This window comes from Nostoc sp. XA010, from assembly GCF_020829625.1.
Taxonomy (GTDB): domain Bacteria; phylum Cyanobacteriota; class Cyanobacteriia; order Cyanobacteriales; family Nostocaceae; genus Nostoc.
Window position 1 is genome coordinate 203,985 of sequence record NZ_JAIVFX010000008.1, and the last position, 13,616, is coordinate 217,600.

Annotated in this window: 24 protein-coding genes; all 24 read right to left on the minus strand. The window is 45.1% G+C overall.

The window, feature by feature from the left end; genetic code table 11:
- Window positions 1-49: 49 nt before the first annotated feature.
- Window positions 50-1,147, minus strand: coding sequence for a peptide chain release factor 1 (gene prfA / locus LC608_RS14805; protein ID WP_229554268.1), 1,098 nt, complete (start codon window positions 1,145-1,147; stop codon window positions 50-52).
- Window positions 1,148-1,250: 103 nt separating this feature from the next.
- Window positions 1,251-1,493: a 50S ribosomal protein L31 gene (gene rpmE / locus LC608_RS14810; protein WP_069070756.1), complete on the minus strand. Its 243-nt coding sequence runs from the start codon at window positions 1,491-1,493 to the stop codon at window positions 1,251-1,253.
- A 102-nt stretch (window positions 1,494-1,595) separates the two neighbouring features.
- On the minus strand, window positions 1,596-2,012 hold the full coding sequence (gene rpsI, locus LC608_RS14815; RefSeq protein ID WP_229554269.1) for a 30S ribosomal protein S9: 417 nt from the start codon (window positions 2,010-2,012) through the stop codon (window positions 1,596-1,598).
- Window positions 2,012-2,473, minus strand: a complete 462-nt coding sequence (gene rplM / locus LC608_RS14820) for a 50S ribosomal protein L13 (RefSeq protein ID WP_229554270.1) — start codon at window positions 2,471-2,473, stop codon at window positions 2,012-2,014. Before rplM ends, rpsI begins: the two co-directional genes overlap by 1 nt.
- A gap of 65 nt (window positions 2,474-2,538) precedes the next feature.
- Window positions 2,539-3,387, minus strand: a complete 849-nt coding sequence (truA, locus tag LC608_RS14825) for a tRNA pseudouridine(38-40) synthase TruA (protein WP_229554271.1) — start codon at window positions 3,385-3,387, stop codon at window positions 2,539-2,541.
- 103 nt (window positions 3,388-3,490) lie between these two features.
- Window positions 3,491-3,841, minus strand: coding sequence for a 50S ribosomal protein L17 (rplQ, locus tag LC608_RS14830; protein WP_100901254.1), 351 nt, complete (start codon window positions 3,839-3,841; stop codon window positions 3,491-3,493).
- A gap of 31 nt (window positions 3,842-3,872) precedes the next feature.
- Window positions 3,873-4,820 (minus strand): DNA-directed RNA polymerase subunit alpha, encoded by a 948-nt coding sequence (locus LC608_RS14835; protein WP_229554272.1) that lies wholly within the window; start codon window positions 4,818-4,820, stop codon window positions 3,873-3,875.
- Between the two features lie 327 nt (window positions 4,821-5,147).
- The gene (gene rpsK / locus LC608_RS14840; protein WP_069070761.1) at window positions 5,148-5,543 is read right to left on the minus strand and encodes a 30S ribosomal protein S11; all 396 of its coding nucleotides are present in this window, start codon (window positions 5,541-5,543) and stop codon (window positions 5,148-5,150) included.
- A 54-nt stretch (window positions 5,544-5,597) separates the two neighbouring features.
- Entirely contained in the window at window positions 5,598-5,978 is a 381-nt protein-coding gene (gene rpsM / locus LC608_RS14845) for a 30S ribosomal protein S13 (protein WP_229554273.1), read from the minus strand.
- A gap of 115 nt (window positions 5,979-6,093) precedes the next feature.
- Window positions 6,094-6,207: a 50S ribosomal protein L36 gene (gene rpmJ, locus LC608_RS14850; protein WP_015129703.1), complete on the minus strand. Its 114-nt coding sequence runs from the start codon at window positions 6,205-6,207 to the stop codon at window positions 6,094-6,096.
- Between the two features lie 117 nt (window positions 6,208-6,324).
- Complete coding sequence (infA, locus tag LC608_RS14855) at window positions 6,325-6,549, minus strand: translation initiation factor IF-1 (RefSeq protein ID WP_006196724.1); 225 nt, start codon at window positions 6,547-6,549, stop codon at window positions 6,325-6,327.
- Between the two features lie 216 nt (window positions 6,550-6,765).
- Entirely contained in the window at window positions 6,766-7,320 is a 555-nt protein-coding gene (locus LC608_RS14860) for an adenylate kinase (protein WP_229554274.1), read from the minus strand.
- A 2-nt stretch (window positions 7,321-7,322) separates the two neighbouring features.
- Window positions 7,323-8,633: a preprotein translocase subunit SecY gene (gene secY, locus LC608_RS14865; protein WP_229554275.1), complete on the minus strand. Its 1,311-nt coding sequence runs from the start codon at window positions 8,631-8,633 to the stop codon at window positions 7,323-7,325.
- 74 nt (window positions 8,634-8,707) lie between these two features.
- Complete coding sequence (rplO, locus tag LC608_RS14870) at window positions 8,708-9,151, minus strand: 50S ribosomal protein L15 (RefSeq protein ID WP_229471862.1); 444 nt, start codon at window positions 9,149-9,151, stop codon at window positions 8,708-8,710.
- 48 nt (window positions 9,152-9,199) lie between these two features.
- Window positions 9,200-9,727 carry a 30S ribosomal protein S5 gene (gene rpsE / locus LC608_RS14875; protein WP_100901249.1) on the minus strand — a complete coding sequence of 176 codons (528 nt, stop codon included), beginning with the start codon at window positions 9,725-9,727 and terminating at the stop codon, window positions 9,200-9,202.
- Between the two features lie 101 nt (window positions 9,728-9,828).
- Window positions 9,829-10,191: a 50S ribosomal protein L18 gene (rplR, locus tag LC608_RS14880; RefSeq protein ID WP_099101131.1), complete on the minus strand. Its 363-nt coding sequence runs from the start codon at window positions 10,189-10,191 to the stop codon at window positions 9,829-9,831.
- A 2-nt stretch (window positions 10,192-10,193) separates the two neighbouring features.
- Window positions 10,194-10,742: a 50S ribosomal protein L6 gene (rplF, locus tag LC608_RS14885; RefSeq protein WP_229554276.1), complete on the minus strand. Its 549-nt coding sequence runs from the start codon at window positions 10,740-10,742 to the stop codon at window positions 10,194-10,196.
- An 86-nt stretch (window positions 10,743-10,828) separates the two neighbouring features.
- Window positions 10,829-11,230 carry a 30S ribosomal protein S8 gene (rpsH, locus tag LC608_RS14890; RefSeq protein ID WP_012410712.1) on the minus strand — a complete coding sequence of 134 codons (402 nt, stop codon included), beginning with the start codon at window positions 11,228-11,230 and terminating at the stop codon, window positions 10,829-10,831.
- 20 nt (window positions 11,231-11,250) lie between these two features.
- The gene (rplE, locus tag LC608_RS14895) at window positions 11,251-11,799 is read right to left on the minus strand and encodes a 50S ribosomal protein L5 (protein ID WP_229554277.1); all 549 of its coding nucleotides are present in this window, start codon (window positions 11,797-11,799) and stop codon (window positions 11,251-11,253) included.
- Between the two features lie 125 nt (window positions 11,800-11,924).
- A complete protein-coding gene (gene rplX / locus LC608_RS14900) occupies window positions 11,925-12,278 on the minus strand; it encodes a 50S ribosomal protein L24 (RefSeq protein WP_190910324.1) in 354 nt (117 codons plus the stop codon).
- Window positions 12,278-12,646: a 50S ribosomal protein L14 gene (gene rplN, locus LC608_RS14905; protein WP_069070772.1), complete on the minus strand. Its 369-nt coding sequence runs from the start codon at window positions 12,644-12,646 to the stop codon at window positions 12,278-12,280. The genes rplX and rplN overlap by 1 nt, the downstream gene beginning before the upstream one ends.
- 46 nt (window positions 12,647-12,692) lie before the next feature.
- Window positions 12,693-12,941, minus strand: a complete 249-nt coding sequence (rpsQ, locus tag LC608_RS14910; RefSeq protein ID WP_100901244.1) for a 30S ribosomal protein S17 — start codon at window positions 12,939-12,941, stop codon at window positions 12,693-12,695.
- Window positions 12,942-12,947: 6 nt separating this feature from the next.
- Window positions 12,948-13,175, minus strand: coding sequence for a 50S ribosomal protein L29 (rpmC, locus tag LC608_RS14915; RefSeq protein WP_100901243.1), 228 nt, complete (start codon window positions 13,173-13,175; stop codon window positions 12,948-12,950).
- 3 nt (window positions 13,176-13,178) lie between these two features.
- Window positions 13,179-13,604: a 50S ribosomal protein L16 gene (gene rplP, locus LC608_RS14920; RefSeq protein WP_012410718.1), complete on the minus strand. Its 426-nt coding sequence runs from the start codon at window positions 13,602-13,604 to the stop codon at window positions 13,179-13,181.
- Window positions 13,605-13,616 lie beyond the last annotated feature (12 nt).

The following is a 13,616-nucleotide window of genomic DNA, read 5'->3' on the forward strand; positions in this document are numbered from 1 at the left end:
ATCAAGTCTTAACTGATATTGGGTTTTACAGGATATTTAACAGCAAAAATTAGTTAGCGGCAGAAGTCGCTAACTCCGCGAGACGTTCTTGTTGGTCTAGAGATATACAAGATTGGATAAGCGTCTCTAAATCACCATCCAAAACAGGGGTAAGAGAATAATTCTGACCTAACCGATGATCGGTAGCGCGGTTATCTTTATAATTATAGGTGCGAATTTTTTCCGATCGCGATCCAGTACCAACCTGCGATCGCCGCATGGAAGTTACTTCTGCTTGTTGTTCGCCTAACTTGATGTCATACAACTTCGCCCGCAGAATTTGCATTGCCCGTTCTTTGTTTTGCAACTGGCTGCGTTCTTCTGTACAGAAAATGCGTATTCCCGTTGGTTTGTGCATCAAGTCAACGGCTGTTTCCACCTTGTTGACGTTTTGTCCACCAGCACCACCAGAACGAGCTGTAGTCATTTCAATATCTTTCGGGTCAATGTGAATTTCCACATCATCCACCTCTGGCATAATTGCCACGGTAGCTGTGGAAGTATGAACCCGTCCCCCAGATTCAGTTGCCGGCACGCGCTGCACACGATGCACTCCAGCTTCAAACTTTAGCTGGCTGTAAACATCATTACCTTTAATTTCGAGAATCACCTCTTTCCAGCCACCCATTTCTCCGCGAGATTCGCTCACTAAAGAAACTTTCCAACCTTGAGTCTGGGCATAGCGGGTGTACATCTGCATCAAATCGCCAGCCCAAATACTTGCTTCATCGCCACCAGTACCAGCGCGAATTTCCAACATGATATTCTTTTCATCATTGGGGTCGCGTGGTAGCAGCAAGACTTTCAACCGAGACTCTAAATGTTCTATTTTTTCTTCAAGTTCCTTTACTTCCAGTGATGCCATTTCTTGCAACTCTGGGTCACTTGCAGATTCTTTGTAAACCTGACGCGCTCCGATCAAGTCTTCTTGGGCTGTTTTCCAAATTTCATAAGTATTAACGACCTCTTCCAAAGAAGAACGAGACTTAGCAATTTCTTGATACTCATCAGGATTGCTAGCGGTATCGGGGTCGCCAAGACGACGTGTTAATTCATTAAAAGTTTGTTCAACGGATTTTAGTTTGTCCAGTAAGTATGATTCAGCCATGACGAGTGCGATCGCTCCTTAAAAAATAACAAATTGGCTCGAGCATATAAATGAAAATCGACCCAGCTGATGCAGGGCCGTCGTTAACAGCAGAGCCAACTCGCTACTTTTTGTCTTGTTCGTCGCCAGATGTTTGAGTGCTGCTCATACCGTACTTGCGGAGGAAGCGCTCTACTCGACCTTCAGTGTCAATAATCTTCTGAGTACCGGTGTAAAAGGGGTGATTTCCAGACCAAACATCTACGTGCAATTCTGGCTTGGTAGAGCCAATGGTCATAACAACTTGACCGTTGCAGTAAACTTTAGCATCTGGATACCACTTGGGGTGAATATCAGCTTTAGCCATTGTTCTTTTTGTGATGAATCTATATAAATTATAACTTTCAGCGTTCAATTGAAGCTAGGGAGTGGGGAGATGCCCCATGCCCAATGCCCCATGCCCAATTCCCTAACGCTTAGAGTACTGAGGCGCTTTCCGAGCTTTATGTAAACCATATTTCTTCCGCTCTTTTGCTCTCGGATCGCGAGTCAAGTAACCTTCGGTTTTCAAAGGTGGGCGGTTGTCTGGATCTAGTTGGCACAAAGCACGAGCAACTCCCAAACGAACAGAATCAGCCTGTCCGGTCAAGCCGCCACCTTCTGCTTTTACCAAAATGTCATATTCATTTTCTAATCCCAGAGTTTCCAGGGGTGCTTTAATGACTCCCAGGTAGTTGGGGTTAAATTGGAAATACAAGTTTCCATCTTTACCGTTCACAGTCAGCTGACCGCTGCCTGGAACCAAGCGTACCCGTGCTACTGCGTTCTTACGACGACCAGTACCCCAGTATACGGCGCGACCGCTATTAGCATCTGCTACTACCATTAATTTTCTTCTCCAGGAATTGTACTAACTTTTAGTTCTTTAGGTTTTTGAGCATCATGGGGATGCGTAGGACCAGCGTAAACTTTTAGCTTGGTGAACAACTGCTTACCGAGGCTATTTTTAGGTAGCATACCTTTAACAGCTTGTTCTAAAATCCGCTCTGGTATGCGCTCTTGCAGTTTAGCGAAAGTTTCGGTTTTCATCCCACCGGGACGACCAGAATGGCGGCGGTAAAGCTTTTGAGTGCGCTTTTTGCCTGTGACTGCTACTTTCTCGGCATTAATGACGATTACGAAGTCACCTGTATCTAGATGGGGTGTATATTCCGGTTTCTTTTTGCCTCTCAATACCTGGGCGATTTCGCTAGCGAGGCGACCGAGGCGTTTATCGGTGGCATCTACTATGTACCACTCACGCTCAAGGGTTGCTTGAGAAGGAAGGTATGTTTTAACTGTTGTCATTTGTCATTTGTCCTTTGTCATTTTTAATTTGTCATTAGTCATTTGTCTTTTGTCATTTGTAGTTACTAAGAACCAATGACTAATGACTCTTGACTAGTGACGAACTTTGGCAAGGTGTCGTACCAAATCTCTTTTGGAAAGGGAAAATCTGGATAGCCGACTCGCAACAAGCATAAGCCTTGGGGCGGTGCGGCGTGTTTCACTTCTTCTCGACGTTGTTCTTTCCAGAGTTCGGTGAAGCTAGAAAGTGTTCGTTGTCCAGAACCTACTTGTACCAGCATCCCTACCAATAGCCGTACCATGCCATACAAAAATCCATCTGCCTGTATTTCAATATGGATAAATGGCCCACTGCGACGACACTCTGCTGCTTGCACCTCTACCCAGGAATGCGATCGCTTTGAGCCTGCACGGTGAAAAGCAGCTAAGTGATGCTTTCCCAAGAGAGGTTTCAAGGCAGCTTGGATTAAAGATTCATCCAGGGGTGCATAATAATAATGCCAACTGAAGGGTCTTACAAACAAGTTAAGCCGATCTTCAGTATATATTGTGTAGCGATACCGCCGATAGGCTGCACTAAAGCGAGCGTGCCAACGGTTATCTACACTAGCTGAAGCCCTGATTAATATATCTGGCGGCAGATAGCTATTTAGGATTGTTGCCCATTTGTGAGGCGGAATTAAACCTGTGGCTTCAAAATGAGCTACTTGAGCAGCAGCGTGAACTCCAGAATCGGTTCGCCCGGCACCATGTAGTGTTACATGATACCCAAGAATAGTAGCGATCGCAATTTCGATCTCTTCTTGGACTGTCCGATGTTGCTTTTGCCGTTGCCAGCCATGAAAATGAGTGCCTAGGTATTGTATTACCAAGGCTACTCGATGAGTTTGTGTAGGCTGGTGGCTTTCTAACATACAGATTTTGTCCTTTGTCCTTCGTCATTTGTCCTTTGTCAGTTGTCCTTTGTTATTCACTAATGACCAATGACTAATGACCAATAACCAATGACTAAATGACTTAAACCAATTCAATTATTGCCATTTTTGCATTATCGCCCCGACGCGGTACGGTATGCAGGATGCGGGTATAACCGCCCTGGCGATCGCCATATCGAGTTGGAGCTTGCTCAAATAGAGCGTGAACCAGTTGTTTGTCGAAGATATAGCCAAGAGCTTCCCGGCGTGCTGCCAAGGAGCCATTTTTAGCTAGAGTAATCATTTTTTCCACTTCACTTCGCAGAACTTTTGCTCTAATTAAAGTGGTGGTGATCTTACCATGACGGATCAGCTCGGTGGCGAGCGATCGCAGTAGAGCACGGCGTTGATCGGCTGGTTTACTGAGTTTTTTGACGCGACAACGGTGACGCATAATTATGCACTATGAATTATGAACGGTTTTTTTAAGGGTGTTTAGAGCCTCTTTCCATTGGCAGGGTGATGCCCAAGCGTCGCTGCAAAGCTTCCACGACCTCTTCTGCTGATTTCTGCCCAAAGTTCTTAATTTCTAAGAGGTCTTCTTGGGTATAATCCAACAAATCTGCCACAGAGTTAACTTGTGCCCGTTTGAGACAGTTATATGCCCGCACAGAAAGTTGCAACTCTTCGATGGGTATCTGGGCAGTTGGGTCGTCTGGAATCTCTGAACCTGTGTCTGTTGGTTCTAGGGAGATGTCTTTCAACGGGTTGAATAAATCTACCAAGATTCCAGCAGCCGAAGATAGTGCTTCCTGGGGGGAAATACTGCCATTTGTCCAAACTTCCAACAGCAGTCGGTCTTTTGGAATCAAGCCTTCCCCACGAGATTCTTCAACACTATAGTTGACTTTTCGCACCGGCATAAATATTGAGTCGATTTGCAGAAAGTCCAACGATGTGGCTTCCTCACGTCCTCGCTCTACGGTGCGATAGCCTTTACCTTTCTCAATCCGAAATTCCATTTCCAGCTTTCCACCCTCAGCGATGGTGGCTACATACTGAGTCGGATCGATGACTTCTACTTCACTGGGCAAATCAAAATGTGCCGCAGTGATTGTTGCTGGTCCGGTAACGAGTAATCTACCAATCTGAGGCTGCGAGGAATAGTTTTTGAGGATAACTTCCTTCATTTTCATGAGGATTTCCAGCACATCTTCCCGCACGCCCGGAACTGTAGCAAACTCGTGTGAAACGCCTGCAATCCGCACTGCTGTAACTGCTGTACCTTCTAGGTTGGAGAGTAAAACTCGCCGCAGTGCATTGCCAACCGTTGTTCCTTGACCGCGTTCTAGAGGTTCCAGAACAAATTTACTGTAATGGTTCCGACTTTCTTCAGTATTAGACTCTACACATTCAATCTGAAACTGCGCCACGGATGAGCCTCCCTTTTTCTAAGGTGCTGCTAGCAGACAAATCAATTGCCTCCCGAATTGAATTTATGTCCTGTAGATTATTAGGTATATCAAACTATTAGTATAAAATTACGGTATAGTTTGACACTACCTTTTAGCTTGCAGGTGCTAATAATATTTTGGGTTACCGAAGTTTAACAGCTTTCCCTTTGGGAAATCTGACTCATTTTCGGTCGCCCAAGCTTTCACACAATGACAATTTGCACGTTAGACGCCCAATCGTTCATTGAAAGTAATTTTACTTACTTTGGTTGTAGCTTCTCTTACTCAATGCCCAAGTCTTGGGGTTTAAACTCGACGGCGCTTGGGTGGACGGCAACCATTGTGAGGAATGGGGGTAATATCCCGAATGAGCGTAATTTCCAGTCCTGCTCCTTGAAGCGCCCGGATAGCGGTTTCTCTACCTGCTCCTGGCCCACTGACCATTACCTCAATTTGGCGCATTCCTTGATCAATGGCTCTACGGGCTGCACTTTCAGCAGCAGTTTGCGCTGCAAAGGGAGTTCCCTTTTTTGCTCCCTTAAAACCGCTAGAACCAGCACTAGCCCAGGAGATGACATCTCCATTTTGATCGGTAATGGTGACAATGCTATTGTTGAAAGTAGACTGGATGTAGGCCATCCCACTGGGTACATTCCGTTTCTGCTTCTTGCTCCCGGTTTTTTTAGTTGGTTGTCTCGCCATACTTGTTTAGTTGATTTAAGGTAAAACTTGCTCGGATTAGCAAGCGTTGCAAAATTATTTCCCTGGAGCCTTCTTCTTCCCAGCCACTGTCTGCCTTCTCCCTCGACGGGTTCTGGCATTGGTGCGAGTTCTTTGTCCTCTGACTGGTAAGCCCATGCGATGACGACGACCTCTGTAGGTACCAATGTCAACTAAGCGCTTGATGTTCAAAGACTCCAAGCGCCGCAAGTCGCCTTCAACTTGATAGTTGGCTTCTATTTCCCCTCTTAGGGCTGTCACATCGGCATCACTTAAGTCCTTAACGCGAATGTCTGGGTTCACACCAGTAGCCGCTATAATTTCTTGAGCGCGTGATAACCCAATTCCGTAGATGTAAGTCAGACCGATCTCAACGCGCTTATCGCGTGGAAGGTCTACTCCGGCAATACGTGCCACAATGAACTCTCCCTATTGTTCTCGCAATTACTGTTGGTTGGAAAAACGTGATTAATCGCGTTTTTTCGTTTTAATGATGATATGCGTGCTACAACTCACTCTGTTGGTAAGAGTGTTATCCTTGACGTTGCTTGTGCTTGGGGTTCACGCAGATCACCATAACGCGACCACGACGTTTGATCACGTTGCACTTTTCACAAATTTTCTTGACTGAGGCTCTAACTTTCATGCCTTTTATTTTTTGACTCCAAATATAAAATTATAGCATTTCTAGGGAAATTAATCCAGTTAAATGACTAGCAAACAGCCAAAAAAATGGTTTTATGGTAAAATTCTCTACATATACTTACTTCTTTCTTAATCGATAAGTAATTCTGCCTTTGCTCAAGTCATAAGGAGTTAGCTCTACCTTGACGCGATCACCGGGCAAAATCTTGATATAATTTCGGCGAATCTTGCCGGAAATGTGAGCTAGCACGTTAAAGCCATTGTCCAAGTCAACGCGAAACATCGCATTGGGCAGGGACTCTGTAACCGTGCCTTCCATTTCAATCAAATCTTGCTTAGACAATTTGTTTTTTCCTCAACTCAACAATTTCGTGTTCAGTTGCAGTACTTTATCTGCAACTGAACACACTTTAAGAAATATATCAACAGTTTATTAATATATCTTAGCTAAAATTGATCTTTTTCTTGGCATGGGGAGTGGAGAGAGACGCGATTAATAGCGTCTGTATTGGTAAATTTCCTATTACCCATTGCCTACTCTCCATTCCCTACTCCCCTTTCAGGAAGCAATTACCCTTTGTAGTTCACTAGTGACATCTTCTTGGGACTGATTACCATTGACTGTTAGAAGTTTTTTGCGATCGCCGTAATAATCAATTAAAGGTGCAGTTTCAGCGCGGTACACTTCCAAACGACGACGAATCACCTCTTCGGTATCATCTTTTCGTCCTCTAGCTAGCAAACGTGCAATCACAACTTCATCTGGTGCATCTAGATTGACTACCCTTTCGCCACTCTGATGTATTTCTTCCAGTAACTTCTCTAGAAAACCTGCTTGGGTTACTTTGCGGGGAAAACCATCAAGAATCCAACCATTTTTGGCATCTGGTTGACTGAGGCGCTCCTGTACCAAGTCCTGCACTAGCTGATCGGGTACTAACTCACCGCTATCAACATAACCTTGAGCCTTGATTCCCAAATGAGTTTGCTCTTTCATGGCTTGTCTTAAGATTTCACCAGTAGAAATATGGGGAATATTCAAGTGTTCAGCCAAAGTTTGAGCTTGTGTTCCTTTACCCGCTCCAGGTGGTCCCAAGAAGATTAATCGCGTCACTATTATTTCACCATTCCTTCATAGCGCTGAGAGATGACATAAGTTTGGACTTGTTTGGCTGTCTCAATTGCCACACCCACTAAAATTAATAAAGAGGTAGCACCTATTCCCTGGAAAGTTTTCACATTCAAAGCGCTTTCCACGGCGGTAGGGATAATCGCAACCAAGCCCAAAAAGATCGCACCCAAAAAAGTGAGTCGGTTGGACACGCGTTCGATATACTCGCTAGTTGCCTTGCCGGGACGAATTCCAGGAATACTAGAACCCATTTTCTTCAAGTTCTGCGCCACATCTACCGGGTTGAGAATCAAGGAAGAATAGAAGTAGCTGAAGAAAACGATGGAAATCATGTAGACCAAGGCATAGACCCAGGAGCTAGAACCACCTGGACTCAAATAAGTGTTAACTATATTGGCCAATTCGGCATTTTTAGTAAAGTTGGCGATCAGCAGTGGCAAACTGAGGATGGCAGCGGCAAAAATAATTGGCATCACGCCGCCTTGATTTAAGCGCAGGGGCAGATAGCTACGCTGCTCTGCCAATACTCGCCGACCTACTTGGCGACGAGCCGAAATAATCGGGATGCGGCGCATTCCTTCTTGCACAATTACAATACCAACAATTGTTGCTAGGAAAACTAAGAGCAGCACTATCACACGCCCCACTGTTTCCCGACCACCGACTTGCACCAAGTCGATGGTATCGCCTAAGGCTTTTGGTAATGACGCGACAATATTGACAAAAATCAACAATGATGCTCCGTTACCAATACCACGTTCTGTAATCAGTTCTGATGCCCACATTACGAACATGGAACCAGCAGTCAGAGCGATCGCAGTTTCAGCTACGAAAATTGGCCCTGGCTTTAAGGCGAATTGCTGGATGAATAATGCCGAAAAAGCTGTACTTTGTAGAATTGCCCAAACTACAGTGACATAGCGGGTAATTTGCGATATTTTACGCCGACCTGCTTCGCCTTCATTTTTCTGTAAATTTTCTAAAGATGGAATCGCTGCGGTGAGCAATTGGATGATAATAGACGCATTAATGAAGGGCAAAATTCCTAAAGCAAAGACTCCCAAAGTCGAAAGTCCTCGCCCGGAAAATATATCCAATAAGCCAAATATGGAATTATTTCCCGATATGGCTTCGGCAAATCTAGGTCTATCAATGCCTGGTACGGGTAAGAATATACCCAGGCGAACCAAAATTAAAATACCGACAGTGACAAGCAGCCTACCTCTGAGTCCGGCTGCTTGCGCCATCTGCATAAAAGTTTCTTGAGCCGTTGGGGCTTTATCTCGACTGATCATAGAGTGCTACCTTTATAGTGAACCAGGCGCTGACAGCGAGTTGGCTTCCATTTAAGTGCGCTGTTCCGGCTCACTCATAAGACTTCACAACTACCACCAGCTGCCTCAATTTTGCTACGAGCTGAACCTGTGAAAGCTGCCGCTTGTACCTTGAGCGGAATGCTCAATTCCCCGTTACCTAAAATTTTCAATGGTCCCTTGACAGCAGTCAGGATACCTGCGGCTTTCAAGGAGGTCAAAGTTACTTCCGTATTAGCAGGAAGAGAGGCTAGCTTCTCTACATTAATCGTAGTGTAAATCTTCTGATTAACAATCGGAAAGCCCTTCAGCTTAGGTAAGCGGCGGTACAACGGCTGTTGACCACCTTCAAAACCTGGCCGAGTACCACTACCAGAACGAGATTTTTGACCTCGCATACCTAAACCAGCACTGGCACCTTGACCGGCAGAAATACCTCTGGCTACACGCTTCTTGCGTTTCTTTGAGCCTTTTTGCGGCTTAACATCGTTGAGTCTCATGATGTAATTAGTTCTTGTTTACACAAAAGCTCTGTAAGTGGGACTCTACTAAATGTAGAGACTTTCAATAGGAATACCGCGATCTTCCGCGACTTCAGCAAGAGTCCGCAGTGTAGATAAGGCATTGACTGCGGCTCTAGCATTATTGAGCGGATTGTTAGAGCCAAGTTGCTTGGCTAATACGTTACGAACTCCTGCCAATTCCAGCACAGTCCGCACAGCACCACCAGCAATTACCCCAGTACCAGGTGAGGCTGGGCGCATCATCACTTTCGCACCGCCACCGACACCATTAATGGGATGGGGGATGGAGTTGGATTTGGTGATGGGGATATCAATGAGGTGTTTTTTGCCGTCGGCTACGCCTTTTTTGACGGCGCCAATTACATCTGAGGCTTTGCCTACTCCGACACCAACTTGACCGCGTTCGTTACCGACAACAACGATCGCTCGGAAGCTGAGTTTTTTACCACCTTTAACCACTTTACTTACGCGTCGGATTTGGATAACCCGTTCTTGCCAAGTGGTTTCTTCTTTTTTGGCACGCTTTGTTCTACTTTTACGCTCTGTTGCCATAATTTAGTGCTCTGATGAACGTCATTTGTCAGCTGTCATTTGTCTTTTGTCATTTGTCATTTGTCCAATAACCAATGACCAATGACTAATGACCAATGACTTTAGAAATCTAAACCAGCTTCGCGGGCTGCATCAGCTAGTGCTTTAACACGACCATGATATAAATTACCACCGCGATCAAAGACTACTTTGGTGATGCCTTTTTCTAGCGATCGCACTGCGATCAACTTACCAACTTGCACCGATGCGTCGCGGTTTGCACATGACGCTAAACTAGATTTCAACTCTGGTTCTACAGTCGATGCGGCCACGATGGTTTGATGCTGAGTATCATCAATTATCTGGGCGTAAATATGTTCATTAGAACGAAATACCGCTAAACGGGGACGTTCTGGCGAGCCAATAACTTTGCCACGAACACGTCGATGACGACGGTTTTTTGATTCTCTACGAGTAAGTTTCATTTCTACTTCTTACCACCCTTACCAGTCTTACCAGCTTTCCGTCTGACCACTTCACCGGCATAGCGAATGCCTTTACCTTTGTAAGGTTCTGGTGGACGAACGGCACGAATTTTGGCGGCTGTGTTACCGACGATTTCTTTGTCATAGCCACTGACAATGACGTTAGTGGTACCTTCAACTGCAAATTGAATTCCATCTGGTGGTTCAATTTGCACCGGATGGCTGTAACCCATATTTAAAAGTAGGTTACGCCCTTGAAGTTGTGCCCGGTAACCAACACCTTGAATTTCTAAACGGCGCTGAAAACCTTGGGAAACTCCCTCGACCATGTTCGCAACTAAAGTGCGGCTTAAGCCGTGCAGCTGCTTTGAAGTCCGAGTTTCATCCCGACGATTTACCTGTAATATGTCTCCCTCTTGAGAGAGTGAAACATTAGGTGTGAGAGTGCGAGAAAGTTCTCCTTTCGGGCCTTTCACTACAATATTCGTACCATCGATCGCCACTTGAACTTTGGCGGGAATAGTAATTGGACGTTTACCGATCCGAGACATGACTTTTTGTCCTTTGTTATTTGTCCTTTGCCTTTTGTCTTTTGTCTTTCACTAATGACTAATGACAAATGACTAATGACCAATGACTACCAAACGTAACAAAGCACTTCGCCACCCAAGTTCTGACGCCGCGCTTCGCGGTCAGTCATAATGCCACTGGATGTAGAAATAATGGCAATGCCAATGCCGCCTAGTACCCTTGGTAATTCTTTTCTGTTGGAATAAACACGCAAGCCAGGCTTACTCACTCGCTTTAAGGCGGTGATCAGAGGTTGACGGTTTTTACCCTTATATTTCAGGGAAATCACCAGATTGTGTTTTACCCCTTCTTCTGCTTCTTCGATTTCAGCAATAAAGCCTTCCTCCCGTAGCACTTTGGCAATGCTCCGAGTCATTTTTGTAGCTGGCACTTGTGTAGTTTGATGCCGCGCCAGGTTGGCATTGCGGATGCGCGTCAGCATATCTGCAATTGTGTCGTTAGCCGCCATCGTTCCCTCTATAGATGAACTTATTGATCGCGAAAGGGCATTCCTAATTCTTTAAGTAAGGCGCGTCCCTCTTCGTCGTTTTTTGCTGTGGTGATGATGGAAATATCCATCCCACGCACTTGATCGATGCTGTCGTATTCGACTTCTGGAAAAATTAGCTGTTCTCTGACACCCAGAGTGTAGTTACCGCGTCCGTCAAAGCTTTTAGCGCTAACGCCGCGAAAATCTCGAATTCTGGGTAATGACAAACTAACTAGTCTGTCGAAAAAGGCATACATCCGTTCGGCTCTGAGAGTAACCATGATCCCTACAGGCATCCCTTGACGAATCTTAAAGCCAGCGATCGCCTTTTTCGCCCGTGTCACCACTGGTTTTTGACCCGTGACCAAGGCAATTTCATTAATGGATGCTTCCAGCGACTTCGCATTTTGAGCTGCTTCACCCAAACCCCGGTTAATAGTAACTTTTACCAACTTCGGTACTTGATGAACGTTGGTATATTGAAACTGATTAATCAGTTTGGGGACGATTGTCTCTTGATATAAGCTTTTGAGTCTTGTTGTCGCCATAGTTTTTTGTCCTGATATCCCTGGGCTTGGTCAGGGAACTTTTATTGTCCTTTGTTATTTGTCCTTTGTCTTTTGTTATTTGTCTTTTTACTAATAACTAATGACTAATGACTAATGACTAATGACTATTTATCCAGAATCTCGCCAGTTTTCTTGAGTTTTCTGACTTTTTTGCCTTCTGAGGTAAAGGTATAACAAACACGACTGGCAACGTTTTGCTTGGTGGAATAAAGCATTACGTTAGAGCTATGAATTGGGAACTCTTGGGTCATAATTCGCCCAGATTCCCCTTCTTGCTGGGGTTTGACGTGCTTGGTTTTAATGTTTACACCTTTGACGATGACTTTACTCAGTTGGGGAAGTGCCTGGATAATTTCACCAACTTTTCCTTTGTCTTTGCCAGCAATCACTTGTACGGTGTCGCCAGTTTTGACGTGCATTTTGTGGAATACTTTGGGCGTACCCTGTTTGGTTGCCATTAAAGCACCTCCGGAGCCAGAGAAACGATTTTGGTAAAGTTTTTATCGCGCAGTTCCCGTGCAACTGGGCCAAAAACCCGTGTGCCTCTGGGATTACCATCTTTGTTGATGATCACAGCAGCGTTATCATCAAAGCGAATGCTCATACCGCTGTCACGAGATACAGCTTTACGAGTGCGGACAATTACTGCTTCCACAACATCAGACTTTTTTACAGCCATGTTAGGTGTAGCATCTTTGACAACGGCGATAATCTTATCGCCGATAAAACCATAACGACGGTTGCCTCCGCCTAAGATGCGGATGCACATTAGTTTACGGGCACCGCTATTATCTGCGACATTCAGGTAAGTCTGGGGTTGAATCACAATTATTCTCCCTTGTAATGTTGTTAGTTTCTAACAACGATGAGGTTTAAGTAGGCTTGACGTTCAGGACTTCTGTGATTTTCCAGCGCTTGGTTTTGCTCAGGGGTCTTGTTTCCTGAATGCGAACGCGATCGCCTACTTTACACTTATTTTCTTCGTCGTGAACTTTATATCGTTGGGTGTTAACCACAATTTTGCCGTACTTGGGGTGAGGAGCGCGGTTTTCTATGGCTACTACCACAGTTTTTTGCATTTTATCGCTCACTACCAAGCCAACTCGTTCTTTAACTGCCATAATCTCCTACTTTTCTTCTTTAGCCGATTGACTTGCTGCCCGTTTGCGTTCTGTCTCTAGCGTTAGCAACTGGGCTAGGCGGTGTCGCATTTGTCGGAACTGGTGAGGCTTTTCTAGTTGTCTTGTAGCTTTTTGTAAGCGCAACTGAAATAGTTGTCTTTTGATCGCGACAATTTCTTCAGAAAGTTTTTCGTCACTTAATTCTCTTGCTTCTGAAATCTTGGGAAGAGGCATAAGCTACTCCTGCTCCTGTGGTTGAGAGCGCACAATAAACTTAGTTTTTATAGGCAATTTAAATGAAGCCAAACGCATAGCTTCACGGGCGATTTCTTCCGAAACCCCACCGATTTCAAACAAAATTCGTCCTGGCTTGACTACAGCTACCCAAAACTCTGGATTACCTTTACCGGAACCCATCCGGGTTTCAGCAGGACGCATGGTTACAGGTTTATCAGGGAAAATCCGAATCCAGATTTGTCCACCCCGACGAATATAACGGGTCATTGCCCGACGAGAAGCCTCGATTTGCCGGGAGGTAATCCAAGCAGGTTCTTGCGCTTGGAGTGCAAAATCACCGAAGTTGAGGGTGCTACCACGGGTGGCTAGTCCCTCCATCCGTCCGCGCTGTTGTTTGCGGAATTTAGTTCTTCTAGGGCTTAACATGGTTTGTTACTT

Bases quoted from the DNA above. Each gene is read 5' to 3' on its own strand.
- prfA (WP_229554268.1), bottom strand. From the start codon at position 1,147: ATGGCTGAATCATACTTACTGGACAAACTAAAATCCGTTGAACAAACT.
- rpmE (WP_069070756.1), bottom strand. From the start codon at position 1,493: ATGGCTAAAGCTGATATTCACCCCAAGTGGTATCCAGATGCTAAAGTT.
- rpsI (WP_229554269.1), bottom strand. From the start codon at position 2,012: ATGGTAGTAGCAGATGCTAATAGCGGTCGCGCCGTATACTGGGGTACT.
- rplM (WP_229554270.1), bottom strand. From the start codon at position 2,473: ATGACAACAGTTAAAACATACCTTCCTTCTCAAGCAACCCTTGAGCGT.
- truA (WP_229554271.1), bottom strand. From the start codon at position 3,387: ATGTTAGAAAGCCACCAGCCTACACAAACTCATCGAGTAGCCTTGGTA.
- rplQ (WP_100901254.1), bottom strand. From the start codon at position 3,841: ATGCGTCACCGTTGTCGCGTCAAAAAACTCAGTAAACCAGCCGATCAA.
- rpsK (WP_069070761.1), bottom strand. From the start codon at position 5,543: ATGGCGAGACAACCAACTAAAAAAACCGGGAGCAAGAAGCAGAAACGG.
- rpmJ (WP_015129703.1), bottom strand. From the start codon at position 6,207: ATGAAAGTTAGAGCCTCAGTCAAGAAAATTTGTGAAAAGTGCAACGTG.
- secY (WP_229554275.1), bottom strand. From the start codon at position 8,633: ATGATCAGTCGAGATAAAGCCCCAACGGCTCAAGAAACTTTTATGCAG.
- rplO (WP_229471862.1), bottom strand. From the start codon at position 9,151: ATGAGACTCAACGATGTTAAGCCGCAAAAAGGCTCAAAGAAACGCAAG.
- rpsE (WP_100901249.1), bottom strand. From the start codon at position 9,727: ATGGCAACAGAGCGTAAAAGTAGAACAAAGCGTGCCAAAAAAGAAGAA.
- rplR (WP_099101131.1), bottom strand. From the start codon at position 10,191: ATGAAACTTACTCGTAGAGAATCAAAAAACCGTCGTCATCGACGTGTT.
- rplF (WP_229554276.1), bottom strand. From the start codon at position 10,742: ATGTCTCGGATCGGTAAACGTCCAATTACTATTCCCGCCAAAGTTCAA.
- rpsH (WP_012410712.1), bottom strand. From the start codon at position 11,230: ATGGCGGCTAACGACACAATTGCAGATATGCTGACGCGCATCCGCAAT.
- rplE (WP_229554277.1), bottom strand. From the start codon at position 11,799: ATGGCGACAACAAGACTCAAAAGCTTATATCAAGAGACAATCGTCCCC.
- rplX (WP_190910324.1), bottom strand. From the start codon at position 12,278: ATGGCAACCAAACAGGGTACGCCCAAAGTATTCCACAAAATGCACGTC.
- rpsQ (WP_100901244.1), bottom strand. From the start codon at position 12,941: ATGGCAGTTAAAGAACGAGTTGGCTTGGTAGTGAGCGATAAAATGCAA.
- rpmC (WP_100901243.1), bottom strand. From the start codon at position 13,175: ATGCCTCTTCCCAAGATTTCAGAAGCAAGAGAATTAAGTGACGAAAAA.
- rplP (WP_012410718.1), bottom strand. From the start codon at position 13,604: ATGTTAAGCCCTAGAAGAACTAAATTCCGCAAACAACAGCGCGGACGG.